Below are 19,701 nucleotides of genomic sequence, written 5' to 3'. Positions count from 1 at the left end.
CCTGTGATTGCATCTTGTTTATCCACAATGATTGAGCGACGGGCGTCACCCAGGTCTCTAATGCGGTATCCCCAGTTGATGCATCCTGCGGTGAATCGCCTCCCGCGCCTCGACAAAGGGCCGTTCCAGGTAGGCGAGATGGTCTTCCTCGCCGTGATGATGCGTGGCCGTGCCGGGCTCGTGCCGCGCCGCGGTCCGGCGGATGTACTGCAGGTCTCCGTCGATGAGGGTGAGCATGTACTGGGCGGCGTCCCGGTCGAACATCCACCACTCGCCTCCGCAGGCGACGTAGATCGGCGAGGTGTGGGCGAAGATCCCCCGTCCCCAACCGTCGTGATGGGGCACGCTGCTATAATCCGGCCCCGCGCATCGCGCGGCCAGCCAGGTGTGTCCGTCCACCTTCACGCGCGCCTTCAGCTCCAGGCGGCGTGTGCCGTTGCGGTCCTCCGTGGAGGCCACAACGCGTCCGCCCTGGACGATTTCCAATGTATGGATCGGGAAGATGCTCTCCGACCAGGCCTCGACCTCCACCGTGCCGGGACCCGGCACCTGCACCGTGTCGCCCACCTGGTGCCCGTCCACGGAGAGATGGATGATGGGTCCGCCGCTGTGGAAGGTGCGCCCCTGCGAGACGGCGTTGCACCAGTTATCGTAGGTGAAGTCCTGTTCGGGCATGTAGGCGTAGGTCCGGTACAGCCCGACGGGCACGTCGCTGCTCATCTTGTCGGTTCCGCCCACGAGCGGCAACTTGTACCCGCAGTTGAGATAGCGGTAGTACTCGATGTGGTTGAAGGGCTGGTGGCGCAGCATTTCCACACCGTCCACGCGGCCCGTGGCGATGAGCGCCGCGGGCTCTCCGTTCGGGTTGGGGAGATGGGGGATGATGACCGAGCCGCCCTGCGCGTGGCACTGGTCCGCCCAGTCGCTCATGGTGATCTCCAGCGTGCCGCCCAGTTCCGCCTCGCCCGGGCCGTCCGTGCACCAGGGCATGACCGGCTCCTTCAGGCCCCAGAGGATGAGGTGGCCCAGGAAGTGCTGACGGTTCTCCTGCCCCACGTAGACGATGTTGTTCCCGTCCTGCGAGACGCTCGGCCGGCCCGTGAAATCCTCTGTGTTCGTGAAGAGATTGCCCCACTGCGAGGGCAGCAGGTTCACGATGTTCAAGTCCTCCCCCTGGGATTCGGTGTGGCTGCCCTGCGTCGAGAGGAAGTGGACGTGCGAATCCCCGCTGTACCAGCCTTGCGCGTTCATGTTCACCCAGCGCTTCAGGCGAAGGGTCAGCTCCTGCTGGCCCGGTTCGATCTTCACCCGGGTCCTCAGCGGCTCGTACTCGAACCCCCGCGCCACGTCCACGATGACCTCGCCGCGGGGCAGCCACCCCTGGCACTTGCCGTCGATGTAGGCATAGGTGATCTGACCCAGCCGGAGGTCCCCGCCGATGTCGATGTGCCAGGTGTCCAGGTTGGAGTTGACCTGGTTGTGGTGGCCGTAGGGCTGGTAGGGGATGCCTTCGGGCGAGCGGAAATGGACGCGGCAGGGGACCGGCCTTCCCGTGTCGTCATCGAGGACGTTGACGTTTACCCAGTTCCGCCCCCGGTCCAGGAGCTCAACGCGCATGCGCGGCGTCTCGACCACCTTTTTCTGCTCGACGTCGCCCCATTTAACCTCACCGACGGTTTCCTCGCCCTGCTTCACCGACAGCGTCGCGGACGGGATGGCTGCCACTTCGACGTAGGCCGGGCTCGATTTCGGGTTCTGCGTCTCGCCCCACCCGGCGAAATCGTCGCCGACGAAGTCATCGGCCGAGGCCTCGGGCAGGGGATGGACGTAGGAGGCGACGCCCCGGTCCACGTCCACACGCAGGTCGAAGGGCTTTTCGGCGTCCTCGGGATCGGTCAACGTAAGGCGCGCCTCTCGTTTGCCCTGGCGGACGAAGGGATGCTCGTTGGCCTGCGAAACCGTCAGTCCGGCGATGATGAAAGGCGGACCGGCCGGGATGACTTCCAGCGATTCGATCTCGCGGTCGGGATGGGGGTTCCGCCAGGCCCAGAGGTAGTATCCCCTGGAATAGTCTCCCGTGACTTCCGTCTGACGCTTGCCCGAGTCGCCCCAGTTGTCCCCCGCGTAACGCCGCATCTTCACCTGGCCCCGATCCGGAAGGGCGATAAAAGGCTTGCCCCCCAGGGAGATATGGCCGATTTCAAAGCGCTCGCGGATGGGCACGCGGATCTCCTCGCCACTCTTCTTGCCGCCCTCCTTGCCGCCCGCCAGCCGGAACACGTATTCCGCCACGGGGATCCCCAGCGGACCGCCTTCTATCAGGTCGGACTTCAGCAGGCGATGGGCGAGGATCAGACCCGTGGCCCGGCTGTTGACGGGAATGGTCACGCCGCCGGAGGCCTTGTCGAACGCGATGAAACACTTCGCGGGATCGTCGTTTACCCGGAAGGGCAGGCCGCGGCACAATTGATCGCCGATGGGCGTGTTGGGCTTTTCTTCCAGGACGTCGAGTCCGGCGTTGCACAGTGCGGAAAGGTCGAGGGGCAGGTAGTCTGGCATAAGGGCGCCTCTTTCCGTATGAAACTTATGGTGATGCAAGCGGTGTTTTGCAGCGTGTTTTTGTACAAATTTCAAATTGAACTTGAAAATTGTACAGAATTACCGAACGAAAACGCAAATCTGACTCGTCTTTAACGCAGGTACTGTCAAACTTACAACAAGCACGACTTCAGGCAAATGATTAACCTCGGGAAGTTGACGGATTTCGAACATTTAGTGCGACGGAAAGCCCCGCCCATTGCACGGAGTGGTATCACACCCTCCCAATGATCCTTGATGTATCGTTAAGGGGGTCTTATAATACACTTTTGTAAAGTCATACGAATTTCGGCCGTGTTTTTCGACGGTCGGATCCCCACGACTTTCGATAGTCTGATAAACGCGACTTTCGGAAATTTGTACGCAAACACAACGTCACGCAAATCCGAAAGGAACTCCGATGGCCCACCACAAGGCCCTGATGAAGAGCGGCTTCCTCCTGCCCACGTGCGAGAAGCACTTCCACGACCATGACGAGACCTGGCTGATCCTGAAAGGGAGCGGGACGGGATTCTGGATCGATCACGACGGAAACCAGGAGGATTTCGTCCTGGAAGCGGGCGACGTCTGGATGATCCCCGCGGGTTTCGAACACGGATGCGCCGGGACGAACAGCGAAGACTTCACGATCAGTGTCTTCGACGGGACGAAGCCGCCCGGATGCCACGATCACGCCCATTACTACATCGAAAATGAAGGGTACATCCCCTCGTTTAAACTGGTCAAGACGCCGACGGACCGGTACGCATCGTCTTAGGTGGGTGTGGTGTGGTCTGGACTGACGGCGACGAACCATCTGTCTACTTCAGCACACGTATTCAGGGAACATCGAAAAGGAACACCTAAAAGGAACATCGACATGGATTTCAGGGACGACTGGGAGCGCGCCGAACACGACTACGTGCAATGCCTGAACCGGCTCGAGGCCGCCAGGGCCGATCTCGATGCGGCACGCAAAGCGCTGCTGGACCTCACGCCGGAGGAGGGACGCAGCGGCAGGCTGCTCAACGTCCGCTACCGGAAGAACCGGGGCGCCGTGGACTGGAGGGCGGCGCTGCACGCGGTCCTGGAATCGGACGACGTAGCCCTCGACGAAATCGGCGACAAGTACCGCAAACCGGAATCGGGCGCCTGGTACGTCCGGCTGAACAGACTGGCGGTTAACGCGCAGCGCTCGGGCGGGTGACCATGGACCTCAGTTTTTTCACGAGCGCGGGAGGGGACGCCTGGTCCCTGGCGGAATGCGCCGGCTGGGCGAAAGAGAACGGGTTCGACGCGGTGCGGCTTTCGACAGGAGGGGCCGTCGATCCGGACCGCATCCTCGCCGACGGACCCGGCGAAGTCAACGACACCCTGAAGTCTCATGGCGTCTACCTGGCCGCACTGTCGGCCCACAACAACCTGCTGGACGACGACGTGGCGCAGGCGGACGCGGCGGAAGAGCGGCTTCGCAAGGCCATCCTGACGGCCTCGGCCCTGGGCGTTCCCGTGGTCGTCACCCATGCGGGCAGTCCCGTGGGCTGGCATTTCTACGGGCAGTTTTCCTCACCGCCCGGGAACCCCGGCGACCGGTCCGCGGAACTGGTGGAACGGTTCCGGATGCGCTTTACGCCCATCGTAAAGCTGGCCGAAGACCACGGCGTCACCATCGCCCTGGACGGCGCGGTGCGCATGGGGAACATCGCCTGCAACCCGGAGATGTGGGAGCGGGTGCTCGACGCGGTGCCGTCCGATCACCTGGGCCTTTCCTGCGATCCCTCCCACTGGTTGTGGATGATGATCCTGCCCGCCGAGGACGCCATCCGTATGTTCGCGGGCAAGTGGGTCTACGCGGACGTGAAGGACGCCGAGGTGAGTCCCGCCATGCTGTTCCGCCAGGGCATCATCGGCAACTGGTGGTGGCAGTACCGCGTGCCGGGCCGGGGCCAGCTGAACTGGGGCACCGTCATCGGCGCGCTGGTCGAGTCGGGTTACGACTACGTCCTCTGCGTCGAGAACGAGGACCGCGGCATGCCGGGACTGGCCGGATTTGCCCTGGGCGGCCGTCATCTTCGCCAGTTCCTTCCGCCCGCCGGCGCGGAGTACCAGCGGCCGGGCGGGCCCTGAAACGTATCCTGAGCGATTCTCGTGGGACTGCATCTCACCTGCGCACCGCACCTACGCGGCGCACCGCCTGTTCTACCCTTCGGAGCTCTCCATGTACTGTCATGATCCCCTGCCTCCCGTCGACCGCCGCAGGACCGAGATACGCCACCTGAACCTGCCCTGCGAGTTCGTCGCGCCTACCACGAAGGAAGCCTGGGAGAAGCGCGCCCGGTCGCTCCGGGAGCATATCCTGGTCAGCTTGGGACTCTGGCCGAACCCCGCCCGAAGCCCGCTGAACGCGGAGATCACCCACCGGGTCGAACGGGACGGGTACAGCATCGAAAACGTTCGGTTCCAGAGTTTGCCGGGATTCTACGTGACCGGGAACCTGTACCGGCCCGCCGGGGGCGACGGCTCTGGCGGCGACGCCCGCCCCGACAGTTCCGCCGATCTCCGCCCGGCCATCCTGAATCCCCATGGCCACTGGAAGGAGGGCAGGCTGAACCACGAACCCGATGGGTCCATACCCGCCCGGTGCATCAACTTAGCCCTCCAGGGTTATGTGGCCTTCGCGTGGTCCATGGCCGGCTACAACGACAGCACGCAACTCGCCCACCGGACGTACGGCGACGACCGGAAGCAGCTCTGGGGGCTCAGCCTCATGGGGCTGCAGCTCTGGAACGGCATGCGCTCAGTCGATTTCCTGCAGTCGCTGCCGGACGTGGACAACAGCCGCATCGCCTGCACTGGGGCCTCGGGCGGCGGCACGCAAACCTTCATGCTCACCGCCGTGGACGACCGCGTTCGGGTTGCCGCGCCCGTGAACATGGTGTCGGCGCACATGCAGGGCGGATGCATCTGCGAGAACGGCCCCAATCTCCGCATCGAAACGAACAACATGGAAATCGCCGCCCTGGCCGCGCCGCGGCCGCTGCTGCTGGTGTCCGCCACGGGAGACTGGACGGTCAATACGCCCGTGCTGGAGTACCCGGCCATCCGGGCGATCTATGCGCTCTACGATGCGGAAGAATGCCTGGGACAAGTGCAGATCGACGCGGGCCATAATTACAGTGCCGCCAGCAGGGAAGCCGTATACGCCTGGTTCGGCCAGTGGATGCTGAACAGCGAAAGCCGCGATCGAATTTCGGAGCGGCCCGTCGAACCGGAATCACCGGAATCGATGCTGGCGGTTACGGCCGAAAACCGGCCCGAAGACTGGGTTGACGAAGAGGGGTTGACGGACGTATGGATCGATCGTGCGCGGAAGCAGCTCAATAAGATGAAGCCCTCCGACGCCAGGTCGTTGCGCAGGTTCCGGCAGGTCATGTCGGCCGGATTTCGATCGATCATCGGATCGCCCGGCGCGGCCGACGGCGACCTGGTCGCGACCCGCATGGGCATGCACCGATCCGACATATGTACGGTCCAGTCAGGGTTCATGGGATGGCAGCGCTTCGGCGATCGGGTTCCCTTCACCGAATTCCGCCCGCCGGACCCTCTTCGAGGCGTCGTCCTCGTGGTTCATCCCGATGGCGCGTCGGCACTGACGCAGGATAACGGGCGGGATCCCGGTCCGCTTGTTCAGCAACTACTGGGCAAGGGCCTGCTCGTCCTGTCGGCGGACGTCTTCCTCACGGGCCTGGCGGACGGTGAGCCAGCGGACCGTGAGCCGGCCTCCGGGGAACACGCCTACTTCTCGACCTATAACCGGACCACGACCGCGAACCGCGTGCAGGACATCCTTACGGCCGTCGCCTGGCTCCGGCGAACCGGCAGCGTTGCATCGGTGACCCTGGTCGGCATCGGCGCGGCCGGTCCGTGGTGCCTGCTGGCCTGCGGTCTTTCGCCCCACGTCGACCGCGCCGTGATCGACGCCGACCGATTCGAGACGGACAGCGATGAGGCGTACGAAAACAGGTTGTTCATACCAGTGCTGCGGCGCCTGGGTGGGCTGTCCGCGGCTGCCGCCCTCGCGACTCCGGCCGAGTTGTATCTGCACCATACCGGCCACGCGTTTGAAACCGATGAAATAGAAGCCGCCTACCGCGCGGCGGACGCGCTGGACCGCCTCAGAACCCAGCGTACTCCCGCGGATATGTCCCAGGTCGTCGCGTGGATCGACGAAGGTCCGTAGTCGAATGGCCTGCTGAAGAAACGCAAGCGCGGGATCCGGACGCGAACGCGAATGATTAAGAGCGGTTGCCTGTTCGTAACCGTTGTTTATGACAATTACGATTGCCCGACAAGCTGGTATTTCGTATATTACGTGGCCGTAACATCCTACCGAGAGGACGGTTACGCGATGCGTCGCCGGACTTTTCGTTGCGGGCTGTATTGAAATAATGGCTAGGCAACGCCACACGACAAGGACCGATCCCTTATGGCCAAGACCCCAGACATGGGTGACATACAGAAGGACCTCAAGGAGTTCTTCTCGACCAAGTACGGCGCGCAGGTCCAGTTCGCCCAGCCGGAAAAGGAAGGCGTCCCGGCGGATCCGCCCGCGGAGGAAGCGCCGCTGCCGGAGATCCGGTTCGACATGAAGCCGGAGGATCTGGAAGCCTACCTGAACGAGTACGTCATCCGCCAGGACGAGGCCAAGGAGATCCTGGCCACGAAGATCTGCACCCACTTCAACCGCATCCGGCTCCAGGAAGAGCAGGAACCGGTAGGCAACATTAAGAACAACATCATCCTGATCGGCCCGACCGGGGTGGGGAAGACCTACCTCATCAAGCTCATCGCCAGCAGGATCGGCGTGCCCTTCGTCAAGGGTGACGCCACGCGGTTCAGCGAGACGGGCTACGTGGGCGGGGACGTGGACGAGTTGGTCCGTTCGCTGGTCCACGAGGCCGACGGCAACATCAAGCTGGCGGAATACGGCATCATCTACATCGACGAGATCGACAAGATCGCCTCGTCGGGCAACATCGTAGGACCCGATGTGTCGCGGACCGGGGTGCAGCGCACGCTCCTCAAGCTGATGGAGGAGACGGACGTGGACCTGCAGGCGCCCCACGACCTGACGTCCCAGATGGAGAACGCCCTCCAGTTCCAGAAGACGGGCAAGGTGGAAAGGAAACGCATCAACACGCGAAACATCCTGTTCATCGTCAGCGGGGCCTTCGCCAACCTGGAAGAGATCATCAAGAAGCGCATGAGCGTGCAGACGATGGGTTTCGAGCAGGGCGAAGGCGCGGAAAAGCCCGACGACGGCGAATGGTTCCCGCACGTGACCGCGGAGGACCTGATTAAGTACGGCTTCGAGTCGGAATTCATCGGACGGCTGCCGGTAACCGCCGTGCTGCACAAGCTCAGTGTCGACGACCTGTTCCAGATCCTCCGGAACCCGAACAGCCCGGTCATCATCGCCAAGAAACTGGACTTCAAGGCCTACGGCATCGACGTGGACTTCGACGAGAAGTCGCTGCGCCTGATCGCCGAACAGGCCCACCGGTCCGGCACGGGCGCCCGCGGCCTCATCGGCGCGATGGAGCGGATCCTGATCCGGTTCGAGAAGAAACTCCCGTCCAGCACGGTGAAGCAGTTCGCCGTGACGGCCGAAGTGGTGGAACACCCGGAAAGCGAACTCGAACGGATCCTCGTGGAAGCGCCGCCCGAACCGGCCGAACTGGTGCAGGTGTATTACGCGGAACACGACATCACGCTCACACTGGACGAAGCCGCGGCCGCCGCGCTGGAGAACTTGGCGGAGCAACAGGGCAGGACCACCGAGGAAATGGGGCTGGAGCTGTTCAAGGATTACGTCCACGGCCTGAAGCTGATCCAGGCCCGGGAACTGAAGATCACCAAGGCAGCGATCGAGAACCCCGGCGCGTACCTGGACCGCCTGATCAAGAAGTTCTACGAAAACCAATCCAAGACGACCTGACGATCATCCACCCGAATCACCGCCCATGATCCCGGTAGCACTCACCATCGCGGGTTCCGACTCCGGAGGCGGCGCCGGCATCCAGGCGGACCTCAAGACGTTCTCGGCCCACGGCGTGTACGGCATGTCGGCCGTAACGTCCGTGACCGCCCAGAACACCCTCGGCGTGCAGGCCGTCCACAACCTGCCGCCCGAGGCGGTGGCGGCGCAGATCGAATCCGTCCTTTCGGATATCGGCGCCCGGGCCATCAAGACCGGCATGCTCGCCAACGCGGAGATCATCGCCTCCGTGGCCGACGCGCTGCGGGCATATGCCGACATACCCTTCGTCGTGGACCCGGTGATGATCGCCAAGAGCGGCGACGCGCTGCTGGAACCGGAGGCGGTCTCCACGCTGATCAAGCGGCTCGTCCCCCTCGCCGCCGTCGTCACGCCGAACCTGGACGAGGCCAAGGCGTTGACGGGCATCGAGGCGTCGGACGTGGGTGGGATGAAGGCCATTGCCCGGAAGCTTCACGAGATGGGGCCGCGCCACGTGGTCGTCAAAGGCGGCCACCTAGAGGGTCCGGCCGTGGACGTGTTGTTCGACGGCGCGGAATTCCGGACCTATGAGGCCGAACGTATCGACACCCGGAGCACCCACGGGACGGGATGCACCTTCGCGTCCGCCATTGCCGCCGGACTGGCCAAAGGGACCGGAGTAGCCGAAGCCGTGGAGTCAGCGAAGGCCTACCTCACCGGGGCGCTGCGCCACGCGGAACCCCTGGGCGGGGGGCACGGGCCGGTCCATCATTTTCACGAACTCTACCGCGACGCCGAACGCCTCTCGGTCCTGGACCAGTTGTCGGCCGCGGCGCGGCGTCTCGAAAGCGCCCACGCGGGGGATCTCGTCCCGGAAGTACAGTGCAACCTGGGCATGGGACTGGCCGGCGCCCAGTCGGCGGACGACGTGGCCGCCTTCCCCGGCCGGCTCATCCGCGTGCGCCGCGACATCCGCTCCGTGGCGCCCCCCGAGTTCGGGGCGTCCTCCCACGTGGCGCGGATCATCCTCACCGCCATGCGGAAGGACCCGGCCAAACGGTCCGTGATGAACATCCGGTACGACGAATCGATCCTCGGCGCCTGCCGGGGACTGGGACTCTCGGTCGCCTCCTTCGACCGGCACGAAGAGCCGCTCGAATCCAAAAGGCGGGAAGGTTCGTCGCTGGAATGGGGAACGGCGCGGGTCATCGAGGAGCAGGGGTTCGTGCCGGATATCGTCTACGATCTGGGGGACGAGGGGAAGGAACCCATGATCCGGGTCATCGCCGAGACTCCGGAGCGTGTCGGGGATATCGCGCTGGCTGTGTTGGAAAAGTCCAGAGGGAAGTAGTTCGTCCGCAGCGGCAGACGCCGTGTCAGCCGCCGGGCCGGTTGAGGCACGACGGGACCTGGCCGCGGCGGGTTGAACGGCCGCGCACAATCCGCCGGCCGCCGGGCCGGTCAATACCCCAGTTTACGTAGATAGGCGCGTTCCAGCTTCATCTTCTCTGTATCGGGCAAGTCCGACTGGCTGGGACACACGGTCACCCACCGGTCGTAACCGATCTCCTCCAGCGCCTTCATGGTGGCGCCGAAGTCGAGCAATCCACCGTCTCCGAGCTCGACGAAGCGATAGTCCTTGTAATCCTGCAGGTGCACGTACACCAGCCGATCCCTGAAGTCCCGGATGGACTGGGCGGGATCGTAGTGCCAGAAGGCCGAATGGGAGACGTCGATGCAGAGCTGCGCCCGCTTCATCAGGCGCATGAGCAGTTCCCATTCCTCGCGGGAATCGACCGTGGTGCTCGTGTGGATGTGGTAGCACACGTCCAGGTCGTACTGCGATGCGTAGTCGGCGAATTCATCCGACAGATCCGCCAGGTCCCTGATGTCGTCCGGGGTAGAGGAGCGGCCGTAGGGCCGGTTGGCACCCATGAACATGAAGGTGTCCGCCTCCACGTCGGCAGCGAAGTCTATGCGGCGCTTGTTCCGCTCCTTCATCTCGTGATTGCCGTCGATCGTAATGCCGGTTCCGGTGACCACGGCGACCTGAACGCCCGCACGATCCGAAATGGTCTTCACCCGTTTGGCCGACCCCAGCCAGTCCAGCGACTGCCGGATCTCCCAACCGTCCCAGCCGGTTTCCCTGAGCTGCCCGAGGATTTCATCCAGGTCCGGGGTCTGCCACCGCAGTCCGCTGAATCCCAGTTTGAACTTCAATGCGGGCTCCTTTACGCTACGCCTTTATCTACGCTTAGCCTTTATCCGGCCACTTCACCCGAAATGGCGATCTTGCGGACCTCTTCGCCGTCGAGCCGGTAATTGGTCGACAGCGCGTCGATGGCCTCGCCGACCCGGCTCAGCGGCAGGGTGTGGGAGACCATTTCCTCGAAGGGATAGCGGCCCGATTCGAGGATGGGCAAGCCGCGCACGAAATGCGTGATGGTGCTGGCCCAGACCCCGACGAGGGTGATGTGGCGGAACACGAAGTGGTTGAAGGGGTTCATGGAAACGTCGCCGGCGTCGGTGAAATGACCGCCTTCTACGTAGGTCCCGCCCCGCCGCAGCATTTCCACGCCCTCCGGGATGGCCGGCGGCACGCCCGTGCACTCGAAGACCACGTCGGCGCCGTAACCGCCCGGCGTCTCCGCCTTGACCGCTTCGATGCGATCCTGCGCGTCCGGCACTTCCTCGATGTTGATGGTCACGTCGGCGCCGAAGGCTTTCGCCAGTTCCAGGCGCGACGCGGGCGCCCCGACCACGATGGTGCGGTGCGCGCCGGCCTCGATGGCCGCGGCCAGGCTGAACAATCCGATGGCGCCGGCGCCCTGGATGACCGCGGTGGAGCCGAGTTTCATCTGGGCCTTTTCGGCGAAGTGCAGGCCGACGGTGAAGGGTTCGAGCAGTACCGCGACCTCGGGCGGACTCTGGACCTTGAGGAACTTGCTGCGGGGGATGTTCAGCAGCACGTACTCGGCGTACCCGCCCTGGAAGTGGGGCTTGACGTCGGCGTAGGGCCGGAATCCGTAGGCCAGCACATTCGGACAGAGCCCGGGCTCCCGGACCACCGCGCAGAAATAGCAGGTCCCGCACTGCTGCCCCGGGATGATGGCGATGAGATCGCCCTCCCGGACCGGCTTTTCCATAGCGTCCGAGTCGACGCCCGATCCCAGCTTCTCGATGACGCCCACGATCTCATGGCCTAGCACGAGCGGGAAGGCCTTGCGCCGCGCGTGGCCTTGATAGACGTGCACGTCCGTGCCACAGACGCCGCACATGGACTGTCTTACGAGCACCTCTCCGGGACCGGGGTCGGGGACCACCGCCTCCCCGACGGTGAACGTGCCCCTTTCCCCGCTCAGGATCGCCGCTCTTCCCGTTCGCGCCATTCAGCCTCCAGGGGTTAGCCGTTGAAGCGTCGTTCCGCTTCCGCCCAGTCCACCACGTTCCACCAGGCCTCGATGTAGGCGGGACGCAGGTTCTGGTAGTTCAGGTAGTAGGCGTGTTCCCACACGTCCAGCCCCAGGATGGCCGTCTTGCCTTCCATGATCGGGCTGTCCTGGTTGGCCGTGGAGTAGACCTCGAGGTTGCCCGCGCCGTCCTTGGCGAGCCAGGCCCAGCCGGAACCGAAGCGCGTCGCGCCCGCTGCCGCGAACTGCTCCTTCATGGCGTCGAGTCCGCCGAAGGTACTGTCGATCGCCGCGGCCAGGTTGCCCGTGGGGTTTCCGCCGCCGCTGCCGCTCATGATCGTCCAGAACTGCGTGTGGTTGGCGTGGCCGCCGCCATTGTTGCGCACGGCGGTCTTGATGGCGTCCGGCACGATGGCGCAGTTATCCGCCAGCAGTTCGTCCAGGCTCTTGCCGGCCAGGTCGCCGTGGTCCGCCAGGGCGTTGTTCAGATTGGTGATGTAGGTGTTGTGGTGCTTACCGTGATGTATTTCCATGGTGCGCGCGTCGATGTGGGGCTCGAGCGCGTCATGGGCATAGGGCAGATCGGGCAGCGTGAATGACATGGTACTCTCCTTTGGGGATGGATCCGCACAACTGTTGAGAATCGCGGTGCCGGCCATTCCGGCCAGGGCGCCGCCTGCTATTTTCCCGATGAAACTCCGGCGCGAAAGGCCGGAGCCGACACTTTCCGTTTCCGCGTTCGAATCCGCTTCGGGAAACGAATGCGCTTCCGGGTTCGAATCCGCCTCGGGGAGCGAATGCATTTTCGGGTTGGTTGGTTTCATTTCAAATCCTTTCCCTGTGCTTGCCTGCTGCTACGCCGGTTCCATGACCTCTCCGAACAGCGTGAAGGGCGTTGAACCGCTCACGCGCACGGGCACGATCATGTTGGATTCGATGCCCTCCCGCATCGGAAACACGACGGTCTTGAAACCGTCCGTCTTGCCGAAGAGCTTGTCGGCGTCCCGCCTGGATGTTCCTTCGACAAGCACGTTCACGGTCTCTCCCCGGTACGCGCGGTTCCGGGATTCGGAGATCGCCTTCTGCATCTCGATGACGGCCGTCAAGCGCCGGCCCTTCACTTCTTCCGGCACGTCGTCTGCCAGGCGTTTGTGGGAAGCGGTCCCGGGCCTGGGGGAATACTTGAACATGAAGGCGCTGTCGAACCGCACGGTCCGCATCATCTCGCAGGTCGCCTCGTATTCCGCTTCGGTCTCTCCGCAGAAGCCCACGATGATATCCGTCGTCAAAGCGATCCGGGGAATGCGCTCCCTGAGCCGCCGGACGACGTCGAGAAACACCTCCGGAGTGTAGTCCCTGCGCATGCGGGACAGGGTCGTCAGTGAGCCGGACTGTAGCGGAAGGTGCGTATGGGGACAGATTTTCGAAGAAGCCGCCATGACCTCGATCAGCCGGTCCGGGAAATGCGCCGGGTGGGGCGAAGTGAACCGGATGCGCTCGATGCCGTCGACTTCCGCCGTCCTGGAAAGCAGGTCCGCGAAATCCACCTCGCCGTCCCGGTACTTGTTTACCGTCTGCCCGAGCAGGGTCACTTCCCGGTAGCCTTCCGCCGCAAGGCGCTCGACCTGGCGGATCACTTCGCCGTGGGGCGTGCTGCGCTCCCGGCCGCGCACGAAGGGCACGATGCAAAAGGAGCACATCTTGTCGCATCCGCGCATGATCGTGACCCAGCCGTTTACGCCGGCTTCCCTGACGGGGTCGATGTCGAGATAGTGCTCCGCACGGTCCCAGGTCAGGCTCAGCGCTGGTTCGCTTTCCGCGTCCAGCGCACGGAGCATGGCCGGAAGGCGCCGGTAGCTGTCGGGTCCCGCGACCAGATCGATGTAGGGCGCGCGCTCGATGATCCGGTCGCCGAGGTGCTGGGACATGCACCCGCAGAGCCCCAGGATCAGGTCGGGGTTGGCCGTCTTGAAACGGTTCAGTTCGGACATGCGCCCGAGTACCCGCTGCTCCGCGTTCTCGCGGATGGCGCAGGTATTCACCAGGATCACATCGGCCCGATCGACCTGGTCGGTGACCCGGTAGCCCTCGCGGGCGAGCAGCCCCACGATCAGCTCGGAATCCGCCTTGTTCATCTGGCATCCGTAGGTCTCCACGTACAGGGACCTCGCCTCTGCCGCGGCAGGCGCCGCGGGCGGCTCGAGAACCGTGCTGTCCGTGCTTACCGTGCTGTTCGTGGTGTCCAAGCTGTCCGTGCTTTCCATGCTGTCCAGGCTGTCCGCCACCATGCATCCCCGTGTGATTTCGTGTTTTTTTGGATTCCGCTAATCTATAAGTCCGGCCAGGTACCGTCAATCAAAAACATACCCTGCGCGATGTATCCGGCGCCTGAGTTGTTCCCGTCCTTCGCGGACTTCGTCGCGGGGCAGTCCGCCCCGTTCCAGGCGGTCGTCCTCCGCGGATTCGAGCCTTTCGTAGAACGCCATCCCGAGCCGGGCGAATTCGGGCTCGGCAGGGTGATCGTCCATGGCGTGAAACAGGATGTCCTCGGCGCTGGCGTACCGGCCGTACCGTTCGTAGTAGGTGAACAGCAGCATCGAAGTCGACACGGGCAGTTCAACATTCTCGAGGAGTCCGAGCAACTCGCCGATCGCTTCGTGGGGATCCGTTACGAGACCGGTGGTGCTGATGTCTTCGCTGATCCACCGAAAGTCCTCCGTGCCGATGGACGGCTCAACGGCGATTTCCAGGTAGCAGTTGAGGGCCTTCAGGTACAGTCGGCGGCCGTCCTCCTCCTGCCCGTCCGCCAGGGCCAGCGTCCCGTCCTCCTTGAACAGGCGCGCGGCCATGAGGGCGGTGTCCACGGCCCCTCCGCTCCGTTTCATCAGCATGGAGAGCAGGGTGCGTTCCGACAGCGCCATGACGGACGCCGTCGACAGGCCGAAGATGTCCTCCCAGGTCTGGGCGATAATCGATCGGGCGCGGTGATAGTCCTGGTCGCGGCGCGCCCGGATCAACAGGATCAGCGCATCGATGAAAACGCGGATCGTCCTCATGATGTAATCCTGTCTGAACATCGAACGGGCCCTCACGCGATGGAAGTCCAGGACGGAAGCAAGCCGTATTCGGTGTATGGCTGGAATGCCGGCGTAATGGGGGAGACGCACGGAGGACGGCTGCGGCACAGATATGAAAAAGGCAGGGAATGTAGAATGTCCCTGCCTCCGGTAATGCTTAGCGGTCGTAATGGATCAGCAGCCGTTTTCCGACCGGATGTACTGCATGGGATTGACGCGCCTGTGGTCCTTATGGACCTCGTAGTGCAGGTGGTTTCCGGTGGTTCTCCCCGTCATGCCCACCCGTCCGATGATATCGCCGCGCTTCAGTTCCTCGCCCTTCTTCACCAGGATGGCGGAAAGATGGCCGAAGCGGGTCTTGTATCCGTTCAGGTGGTCCACGTCGAGGTACAGGCCGTACCGGGGGTCCACGCCGGTCCTGGCCACGACGCCGCCGGCCGGCGACTTGACCGGGGTCCCGGGGGCCGCGGCGATATCGATCCCGTGGTGCATGGTGTAGAGACCGGTGAAGGGGTCGGTCCGCAGGCCGTACCGGCTGGTAATCACGCCGGTCGCCGGAGTGATCGAAGGAACGAACTGCCAACGGTCGTCGACCTCGCGGATCTGCTGCTCGATATCGTCCATGCTCCTGAGCGAAAGACTCGATCTGCGGCGGGAGTTCTCCATCTCGGAGTGCAGCCTGGTAGCCCGGTAATAGGGCGAATCGGGCGCGAATCCAGGATCCGGCGACGGGGCCGGTCCACCCACACCCACCTGGCGGATATCCGGATGGATGCTGGGAAGTCCCGCGATGAGCCGGGCGGTCTCTTCCGATGCGATGAGCGATTCCAGCCTGGCCTTGTTCGACTGGCTGGACTGCTCCAGGATCCTGATCTCTTCGTGCATGCTGCCGTGTCGGTGTTCGGCAAGCCATGACCGCGCACCGGCGTACACGACACCCGTTACCATGAGCAGCGTGCCCAGCATGACGGCGACTGGCAGTCCGGATATCCGAACCGTTCTATCCCCGAAATGCAAGACCAGCAGCCCGGTCGGCATTCGGCGTTTTATCAAAACTTCAATTCCTGAAACTATTGCCAGGCAAAATAGTTGCCGGACAAATCTTAGTCTATGCGATTAAACCACTTATCGCGACTATATGTGACTTAAAATGCAGCGTACCACGCCTCGTGTCAAACTTTTTTTGAGGAATTTCCGTCAACCGGAGGCCGGCTCACAGGCCCCTTTCCGGGAAGAACCAGGTTGACGGATCGAGGATGCGGCCTTCATGATGGACCTCGTAATGTATGTGGTATCCGCTGGTCTTTCCGGTCATTCCGACCAGCCCGATGACCTCCCCGCGTTCCACCCGTTTCCGGCGTTCGACCAGCACTTGGGAGAGGTGGCCGTAACGCGTGACGTACCCGTTCTGATGGTTGATGTCCACGTACCTGCCGAGACTCGCGTTCACGCCGGTCCGTGAGACCACGCCGAACGCCGTGGCCCGCACCGGCTCGTCCTTGTTCGCGGCGATGTCCAGTCCGCCGTGTACGCGCACCTCGTCGCTCAGCAGGTTACGCGTCGTACCGAACGGTCTCGAAACCGGTCCCTGCACCGGCGAGATGATAGGGATTCCGCGCCAGTAGGCCTCGTCAGCCCTGGATGCCGCTTCGACGGACCGCAGGCTGGCCAGCTCCGCACGGGTTTCGTCCAGTAACCGGTCGATCCGTCCGCCGATCCGGTCTATGGCCGCGGCGGGCGATTGTGTCCACTCGACGGATGCCTGGGCCGGTGTGGATTCTTCGGCGCCGGCAACCGGGCCATGCGGAGCAAGCGGATCGGGTGCATCGGGCCCGTGGACGATCTTGTCGATATCCGCCGCGCGTTCCGACAGATTCTCAATCCGCGATTCGAGCGTACCGTCCAACTCATGCAGGGCGCTCAACTGTTCCCGCAGACGGTTGTTCTCTCGCTCCCGTTCCGTCAGGGCGCCGTCGTCCAACAAGGTCGTCAGGTAGGACGCGCCGATATGCCATCCAGCCACCATCAGAAGCACCAGGACGGCGAGACCCGCCAGGACCGGAAGGAGGCCGTACTCCCGGGATTCGTCCCGGGCATTGGCCGGTAAATGTATGAATGAAACGAACTTTCGTCGCAGCATGCCGTTCTCCGCGCCCCGGCGGCCGGTACGGCGCTACCGCGGGCGGATATGCGGCGGGGTGTCCGGGGTGGATCCCGCCGCGCCGGAGATGGGGATCGATCAGTTCAGATAAGCCCGGAGCTTCTGGCTCCTGGAGACGTGGCGAAGCCTGCGCAGTGCCTTCTCCTTGATCTGGCGCACGCGCTCCCTCGTGAGACTGAACCGCGTCCCGATCTCCTCGAGGGTATAGGATCTTTCCATGTTAATGCCGTAATACAAGGCGATCACGGCCGCCTCCCGCTTGGTCAGGGACCCGAGCGCCCTGAAGATCTCATCTTTGAGCGCATCCACCATGAGCGCCTCGTCCGGCGCATCCTGGTCGTCGTCCTCGATGAGGTCCAGCAACCGGTTGTCTTCACCCGTCTTGAGCGGCGCGTCCAGCGACACGTGACGGCTCGCGATGCGCATCGTGTCTTTCACGTCGCCGGGATTCATGTCCAGCTCCTCGGCGATCTCCTCGGTGCTGGGCTCGCGCCCGAACTCCTGCTCGAATTCACTGGAAAGCCGGCCGATCTTGTGGAGCGTGCCGACCCGGCTCAACGGAAGCCGCACGATGCGGGACTGCTCGGCGAGCGCCTGGAGAATGGACTGCCGGATCCACCAGACCGCGTAGGAAATGAACTTGAAGCCCTTGGTCTCGTCAAACCGCTTGGCCGCCTTGATCAGCCCGATATTGCCTTCGTTGATCAGGTCGGACAGGGAAAGGCCCTGGTTCTGGTATTGCTTGGCCACGCTGACCACGAACCGGAGATTGGACGACGTAAGCTTCTCCAGCGCCTTCTGGTCTCCGGCCCGGACCGACCGGGCCAGTTCGGTTTCTTCTTCGGCCATCAGAAGCGGCACGTTGCCGATTTCCTGCAGGTAGAGGTCGAGAGACCGGTCTTCCGTCGCCGCCGAATGGGTTTTAGTTATTGTACTCACGTGCTGTGACAACTCCTGTTTAACCGTTTGACTTCAGGGACGTTTTCGTCCCCACTTGACCGGAATCTCCCGCCCGTTCGTACGTTCCGGACGGCCCGGGCTGACCGGCACACGCTGCCGAAAAACCGGCAAGTTTACTAACATACATAAAATAGGAAAGTTGTCAACAAAAAACAGGCGGCAGGGGTCACCGCGTCCGCCGGACAGGGGTCGCCGCGTCAGCCAGGCAGGGGTCACCGCGTCAGCCGGGCAGGGCCGCCAGGGTGCCCTGTTCGTCGAACTCCAACGGACCGCGGCGGTCCGTGATTTCGATGTCGTCCCGGCCGGCCAGCTCGTCGGACAGGGCCTCGGAAACCTCGACGCGACCGAGGGAAAGCGTGTTCCGTATGCGGACGGCGCGTCCCTCGCCGGGCGGTTTCATGCCGATGGTGGAGAAGGCGGCCTCGATGACCTCGCGGTCCGTGTCCAGGAACACGGGGATGCGGGACTTCTGCGGACTCATGCCCGTGATGGAATTGACGTAGGTATACTGGTGGTTGATCTTGTCCACCAGGCGGCGGGTGGTGAAATCGGCCAGCCCGATGCCTACGGCATTGCCCTCGCTCTCGGGCGTCAGGTCGCGGACGATGATCCGCAGGATCCGCGGGTTCGCGGGCTCAGTCTCGAAATTCTGCATGCGCCGGCCGATGATGTTCGTGTCCATTCCGGTCCCGCTGATGTTCTTGCCCATCTCGTCGACGATCAGGATGTCGATGTCGTCGGACGGCAGGCGGGGCATGAGGCGCTGCGCCTCCTGGAACAGCCGGCGTTCTTCCTGCTGCAGGACACCTGCCGGGACGCCGATGAGGTGCGCGGTCTGGTCGTAGGCGTTCTCGATAATGGCCAGCCCGAAGGCCACGGGCGCGTGCTCGAGCACGTGCTGCGACACGGTCGAGATCATGTGTTCGAACCCGTATTCGAAAACCGCGCCGTGATAGTAGCTGGCGCCTTTCTGCTTGCCCAGCCCGATGGCCAGCATCTTCATGAGGCCGCTGCCGACCGAGCCTTTGAAGTCCGTATGGGGTTTCACACGGTTGACCACCACGATGTGGTCGGCGCCGAGGGCGTTTCGGTCCAGGTAGACCGGAAGCCCGTCCGCGGTCTCTCCGAGACTCGCCGGCTCGATGTCGGAGCGGATGGGACACCCCGTCGCCGCCTCGTGGATGCCGTAGTTCTCCAGTACGCGGCGCTGACCTTCCGAGGTCGCCCCGCCGTGGCTGCCCATGGCCGGCACGACGAAGGGTTTCAGGCCGGCATTTGCCAGGGCGGCGACCACGCTCTTTACGATGACCGCGATGTTGCCGATCCCCCGGCTGCCGGTGGCGACGGCCACCGTGGACCCGGCGCGCAGGCCCGTCTCCTCGATCATGCGAGCGACCTCCCCTTCGGACGTTCCGGCGATGTCCTCGACAAAAGGCGCGTCGAACCGCTGGCGTATCTCCCTGAATGTGGGCAGTTTCATGTGGAGTCCTCCCTTTA

At 63.6% G+C, this 19,701-nt stretch carries 16 protein-coding genes; 6 read left to right on the top strand and 10 right to left on the bottom strand.

The annotated features are described in order from the left end of the window. Nucleotides 1-57: 57 nt before the first annotated feature. Complete coding sequence (locus tag F4X08_15305; GenBank protein MYD27166.1) at nucleotides 58-2,559, bottom strand: hypothetical protein; 2,502 nt, start codon at nucleotides 2,557-2,559, stop codon at nucleotides 58-60. Nucleotides 2,560-2,998: 439 nt separating this feature from the next. Here F4X08_15305 and F4X08_15300 point away from each other — a divergent pair, with 439 nt between their 5' ends. From F4X08_15300 to thiD, 6 genes are all read left to right on the top strand, one after another. Beyond that, entirely contained in the window at nucleotides 2,999-3,355 is a 357-nt protein-coding gene (locus tag F4X08_15300; GenBank protein MYD27165.1) for a cupin domain-containing protein, read from the top strand. A 102-nt stretch (nucleotides 3,356-3,457) separates the two neighbouring features. Continuing rightward, entirely contained in the window at nucleotides 3,458-3,784 is a 327-nt protein-coding gene (locus F4X08_15295) for a hypothetical protein (protein MYD27164.1), read from the top strand. 2 nt (nucleotides 3,785-3,786) lie between these two features. Beyond that, a complete protein-coding gene (locus tag F4X08_15290) occupies nucleotides 3,787-4,704 on the top strand; it encodes a sugar phosphate isomerase/epimerase (GenBank protein MYD27163.1) in 918 nt (305 codons plus the stop codon). Nucleotides 4,705-4,795: 91 nt separating this feature from the next. Then, nucleotides 4,796-6,817 (top strand): hypothetical protein, encoded by a 2,022-nt coding sequence (locus F4X08_15285; GenBank protein MYD27162.1) that lies wholly within the window; start codon nucleotides 4,796-4,798, stop codon nucleotides 6,815-6,817. Between the two features lie 246 nt (nucleotides 6,818-7,063). Then, nucleotides 7,064-8,575, top strand: coding sequence for an AAA domain-containing protein (locus F4X08_15280; GenBank protein ID MYD27161.1), 1,512 nt, complete (start codon nucleotides 7,064-7,066; stop codon nucleotides 8,573-8,575). Nucleotides 8,576-8,600: 25 nt separating this feature from the next. Continuing rightward, nucleotides 8,601-9,947 (top strand): bifunctional hydroxymethylpyrimidine kinase/phosphomethylpyrimidine kinase, encoded by a 1,347-nt coding sequence (gene thiD / locus F4X08_15275; GenBank protein MYD27160.1) that lies wholly within the window; start codon nucleotides 8,601-8,603, stop codon nucleotides 9,945-9,947. Between the two features lie 110 nt (nucleotides 9,948-10,057). On the opposite strand, the gene F4X08_15270 is transcribed toward thiD, so the two are convergent. The 9 genes from F4X08_15270 to F4X08_15230 all read right to left on the bottom strand — a co-directional run bounded on the left by F4X08_15270 (nucleotide 10,058) and on the right by F4X08_15230 (nucleotide 19,684). After that, nucleotides 10,058-10,816: a sugar phosphate isomerase/epimerase gene (locus F4X08_15270; GenBank protein ID MYD27159.1), complete on the bottom strand. Its 759-nt coding sequence runs from the start codon at nucleotides 10,814-10,816 to the stop codon at nucleotides 10,058-10,060. 41 nt (nucleotides 10,817-10,857) lie between these two features. Continuing rightward, nucleotides 10,858-11,985: an alcohol dehydrogenase catalytic domain-containing protein gene (locus tag F4X08_15265; protein ID MYD27158.1), complete on the bottom strand. Its 1,128-nt coding sequence runs from the start codon at nucleotides 11,983-11,985 to the stop codon at nucleotides 10,858-10,860. A 14-nt stretch (nucleotides 11,986-11,999) separates the two neighbouring features. Next, on the bottom strand, nucleotides 12,000-12,608 hold the full coding sequence (locus F4X08_15260; protein ID MYD27157.1) for a superoxide dismutase: 609 nt from the start codon (nucleotides 12,606-12,608) through the stop codon (nucleotides 12,000-12,002). Between the two features lie 252 nt (nucleotides 12,609-12,860). Then, a complete protein-coding gene (gene miaB, locus F4X08_15255) occupies nucleotides 12,861-14,270 on the bottom strand; it encodes a tRNA (N6-isopentenyl adenosine(37)-C2)-methylthiotransferase MiaB (GenBank protein ID MYD27156.1) in 1,410 nt (469 codons plus the stop codon). A gap of 87 nt (nucleotides 14,271-14,357) precedes the next feature. After that, entirely contained in the window at nucleotides 14,358-15,062 is a 705-nt protein-coding gene (locus F4X08_15250; protein ID MYD27155.1) for a hypothetical protein, read from the bottom strand. 195 nt (nucleotides 15,063-15,257) lie between these two features. Further along, on the bottom strand, nucleotides 15,258-16,136 hold the full coding sequence (locus F4X08_15245) for a M23 family metallopeptidase (GenBank protein MYD27154.1): 879 nt from the start codon (nucleotides 16,134-16,136) through the stop codon (nucleotides 15,258-15,260). Nucleotides 16,137-16,296: 160 nt separating this feature from the next. After that, complete coding sequence (locus tag F4X08_15240; protein ID MYD27153.1) at nucleotides 16,297-17,223, bottom strand: M23 family metallopeptidase; 927 nt, start codon at nucleotides 17,221-17,223, stop codon at nucleotides 16,297-16,299. A gap of 99 nt (nucleotides 17,224-17,322) precedes the next feature. Beyond that, nucleotides 17,323-18,093: a sigma-70 family RNA polymerase sigma factor gene (locus F4X08_15235; GenBank protein ID MYD27152.1), complete on the bottom strand. Its 771-nt coding sequence runs from the start codon at nucleotides 18,091-18,093 to the stop codon at nucleotides 17,323-17,325. Between the two features lie 331 nt (nucleotides 18,094-18,424). Further along, nucleotides 18,425-19,684 (bottom strand): DUF2088 domain-containing protein, encoded by a 1,260-nt coding sequence (locus tag F4X08_15230; GenBank protein ID MYD27151.1) that lies wholly within the window; start codon nucleotides 19,682-19,684, stop codon nucleotides 18,425-18,427. Nucleotides 19,685-19,701 lie beyond the last annotated feature (17 nt).

The organism is Gemmatimonadota bacterium (assembly GCA_009841265.1).
GTDB lineage: Bacteria > JAAXHH01 > JAAXHH01 > JAAXHH01 > JAAXHH01 > JAAXHH01.
This window is presented reverse-complemented; position numbering and strand designations above follow the sequence as displayed.

Excerpts from the sequence above, each read along its gene's own strand:
- F4X08_15290 (MYD27163.1), top strand. The coding sequence starts at position 3,787 with ATGGACCTCAGTTTTTTCACGAGCGCGGGAGGGGACGCCTGGTCCCTG.
- F4X08_15300 (MYD27165.1), top strand. The coding sequence starts at position 2,999 with ATGGCCCACCACAAGGCCCTGATGAAGAGCGGCTTCCTCCTGCCCACG.
- thiD (MYD27160.1), top strand. The coding sequence starts at position 8,601 with ATGATCCCGGTAGCACTCACCATCGCGGGTTCCGACTCCGGAGGCGGC.
- F4X08_15265 (MYD27158.1), bottom strand. The coding sequence starts at position 11,985 with ATGGCGCGAACGGGAAGAGCGGCGATCCTGAGCGGGGAAAGGGGCACG.
- F4X08_15250 (MYD27155.1), bottom strand. The coding sequence starts at position 15,062 with ATGAGGACGATCCGCGTTTTCATCGATGCGCTGATCCTGTTGATCCGG.
- F4X08_15240 (MYD27153.1), bottom strand. The coding sequence starts at position 17,223 with ATGCTGCGACGAAAGTTCGTTTCATTCATACATTTACCGGCCAATGCC.
- F4X08_15260 (MYD27157.1), bottom strand. The coding sequence starts at position 12,608 with ATGTCATTCACGCTGCCCGATCTGCCCTATGCCCATGACGCGCTCGAG.
- F4X08_15280 (MYD27161.1), top strand. The coding sequence starts at position 7,064 with ATGGCCAAGACCCCAGACATGGGTGACATACAGAAGGACCTCAAGGAG.
- F4X08_15285 (MYD27162.1), top strand. The coding sequence starts at position 4,796 with ATGTACTGTCATGATCCCCTGCCTCCCGTCGACCGCCGCAGGACCGAG.
- F4X08_15295 (MYD27164.1), top strand. The coding sequence starts at position 3,458 with ATGGATTTCAGGGACGACTGGGAGCGCGCCGAACACGACTACGTGCAA.
- F4X08_15305 (MYD27166.1), bottom strand. The coding sequence starts at position 2,559 with ATGCCAGACTACCTGCCCCTCGACCTTTCCGCACTGTGCAACGCCGGA.
- F4X08_15230 (MYD27151.1), bottom strand. The coding sequence starts at position 19,684 with ATGAAACTGCCCACATTCAGGGAGATACGCCAGCGGTTCGACGCGCCT.
- miaB (MYD27156.1), bottom strand. The coding sequence starts at position 14,270 with ATGGAAAGCACGGACAGCTTGGACACCACGAACAGCACGGTAAGCACG.
- F4X08_15235 (MYD27152.1), bottom strand. The coding sequence starts at position 18,093 with ATGGCCGAAGAAGAAACCGAACTGGCCCGGTCGGTCCGGGCCGGAGAC.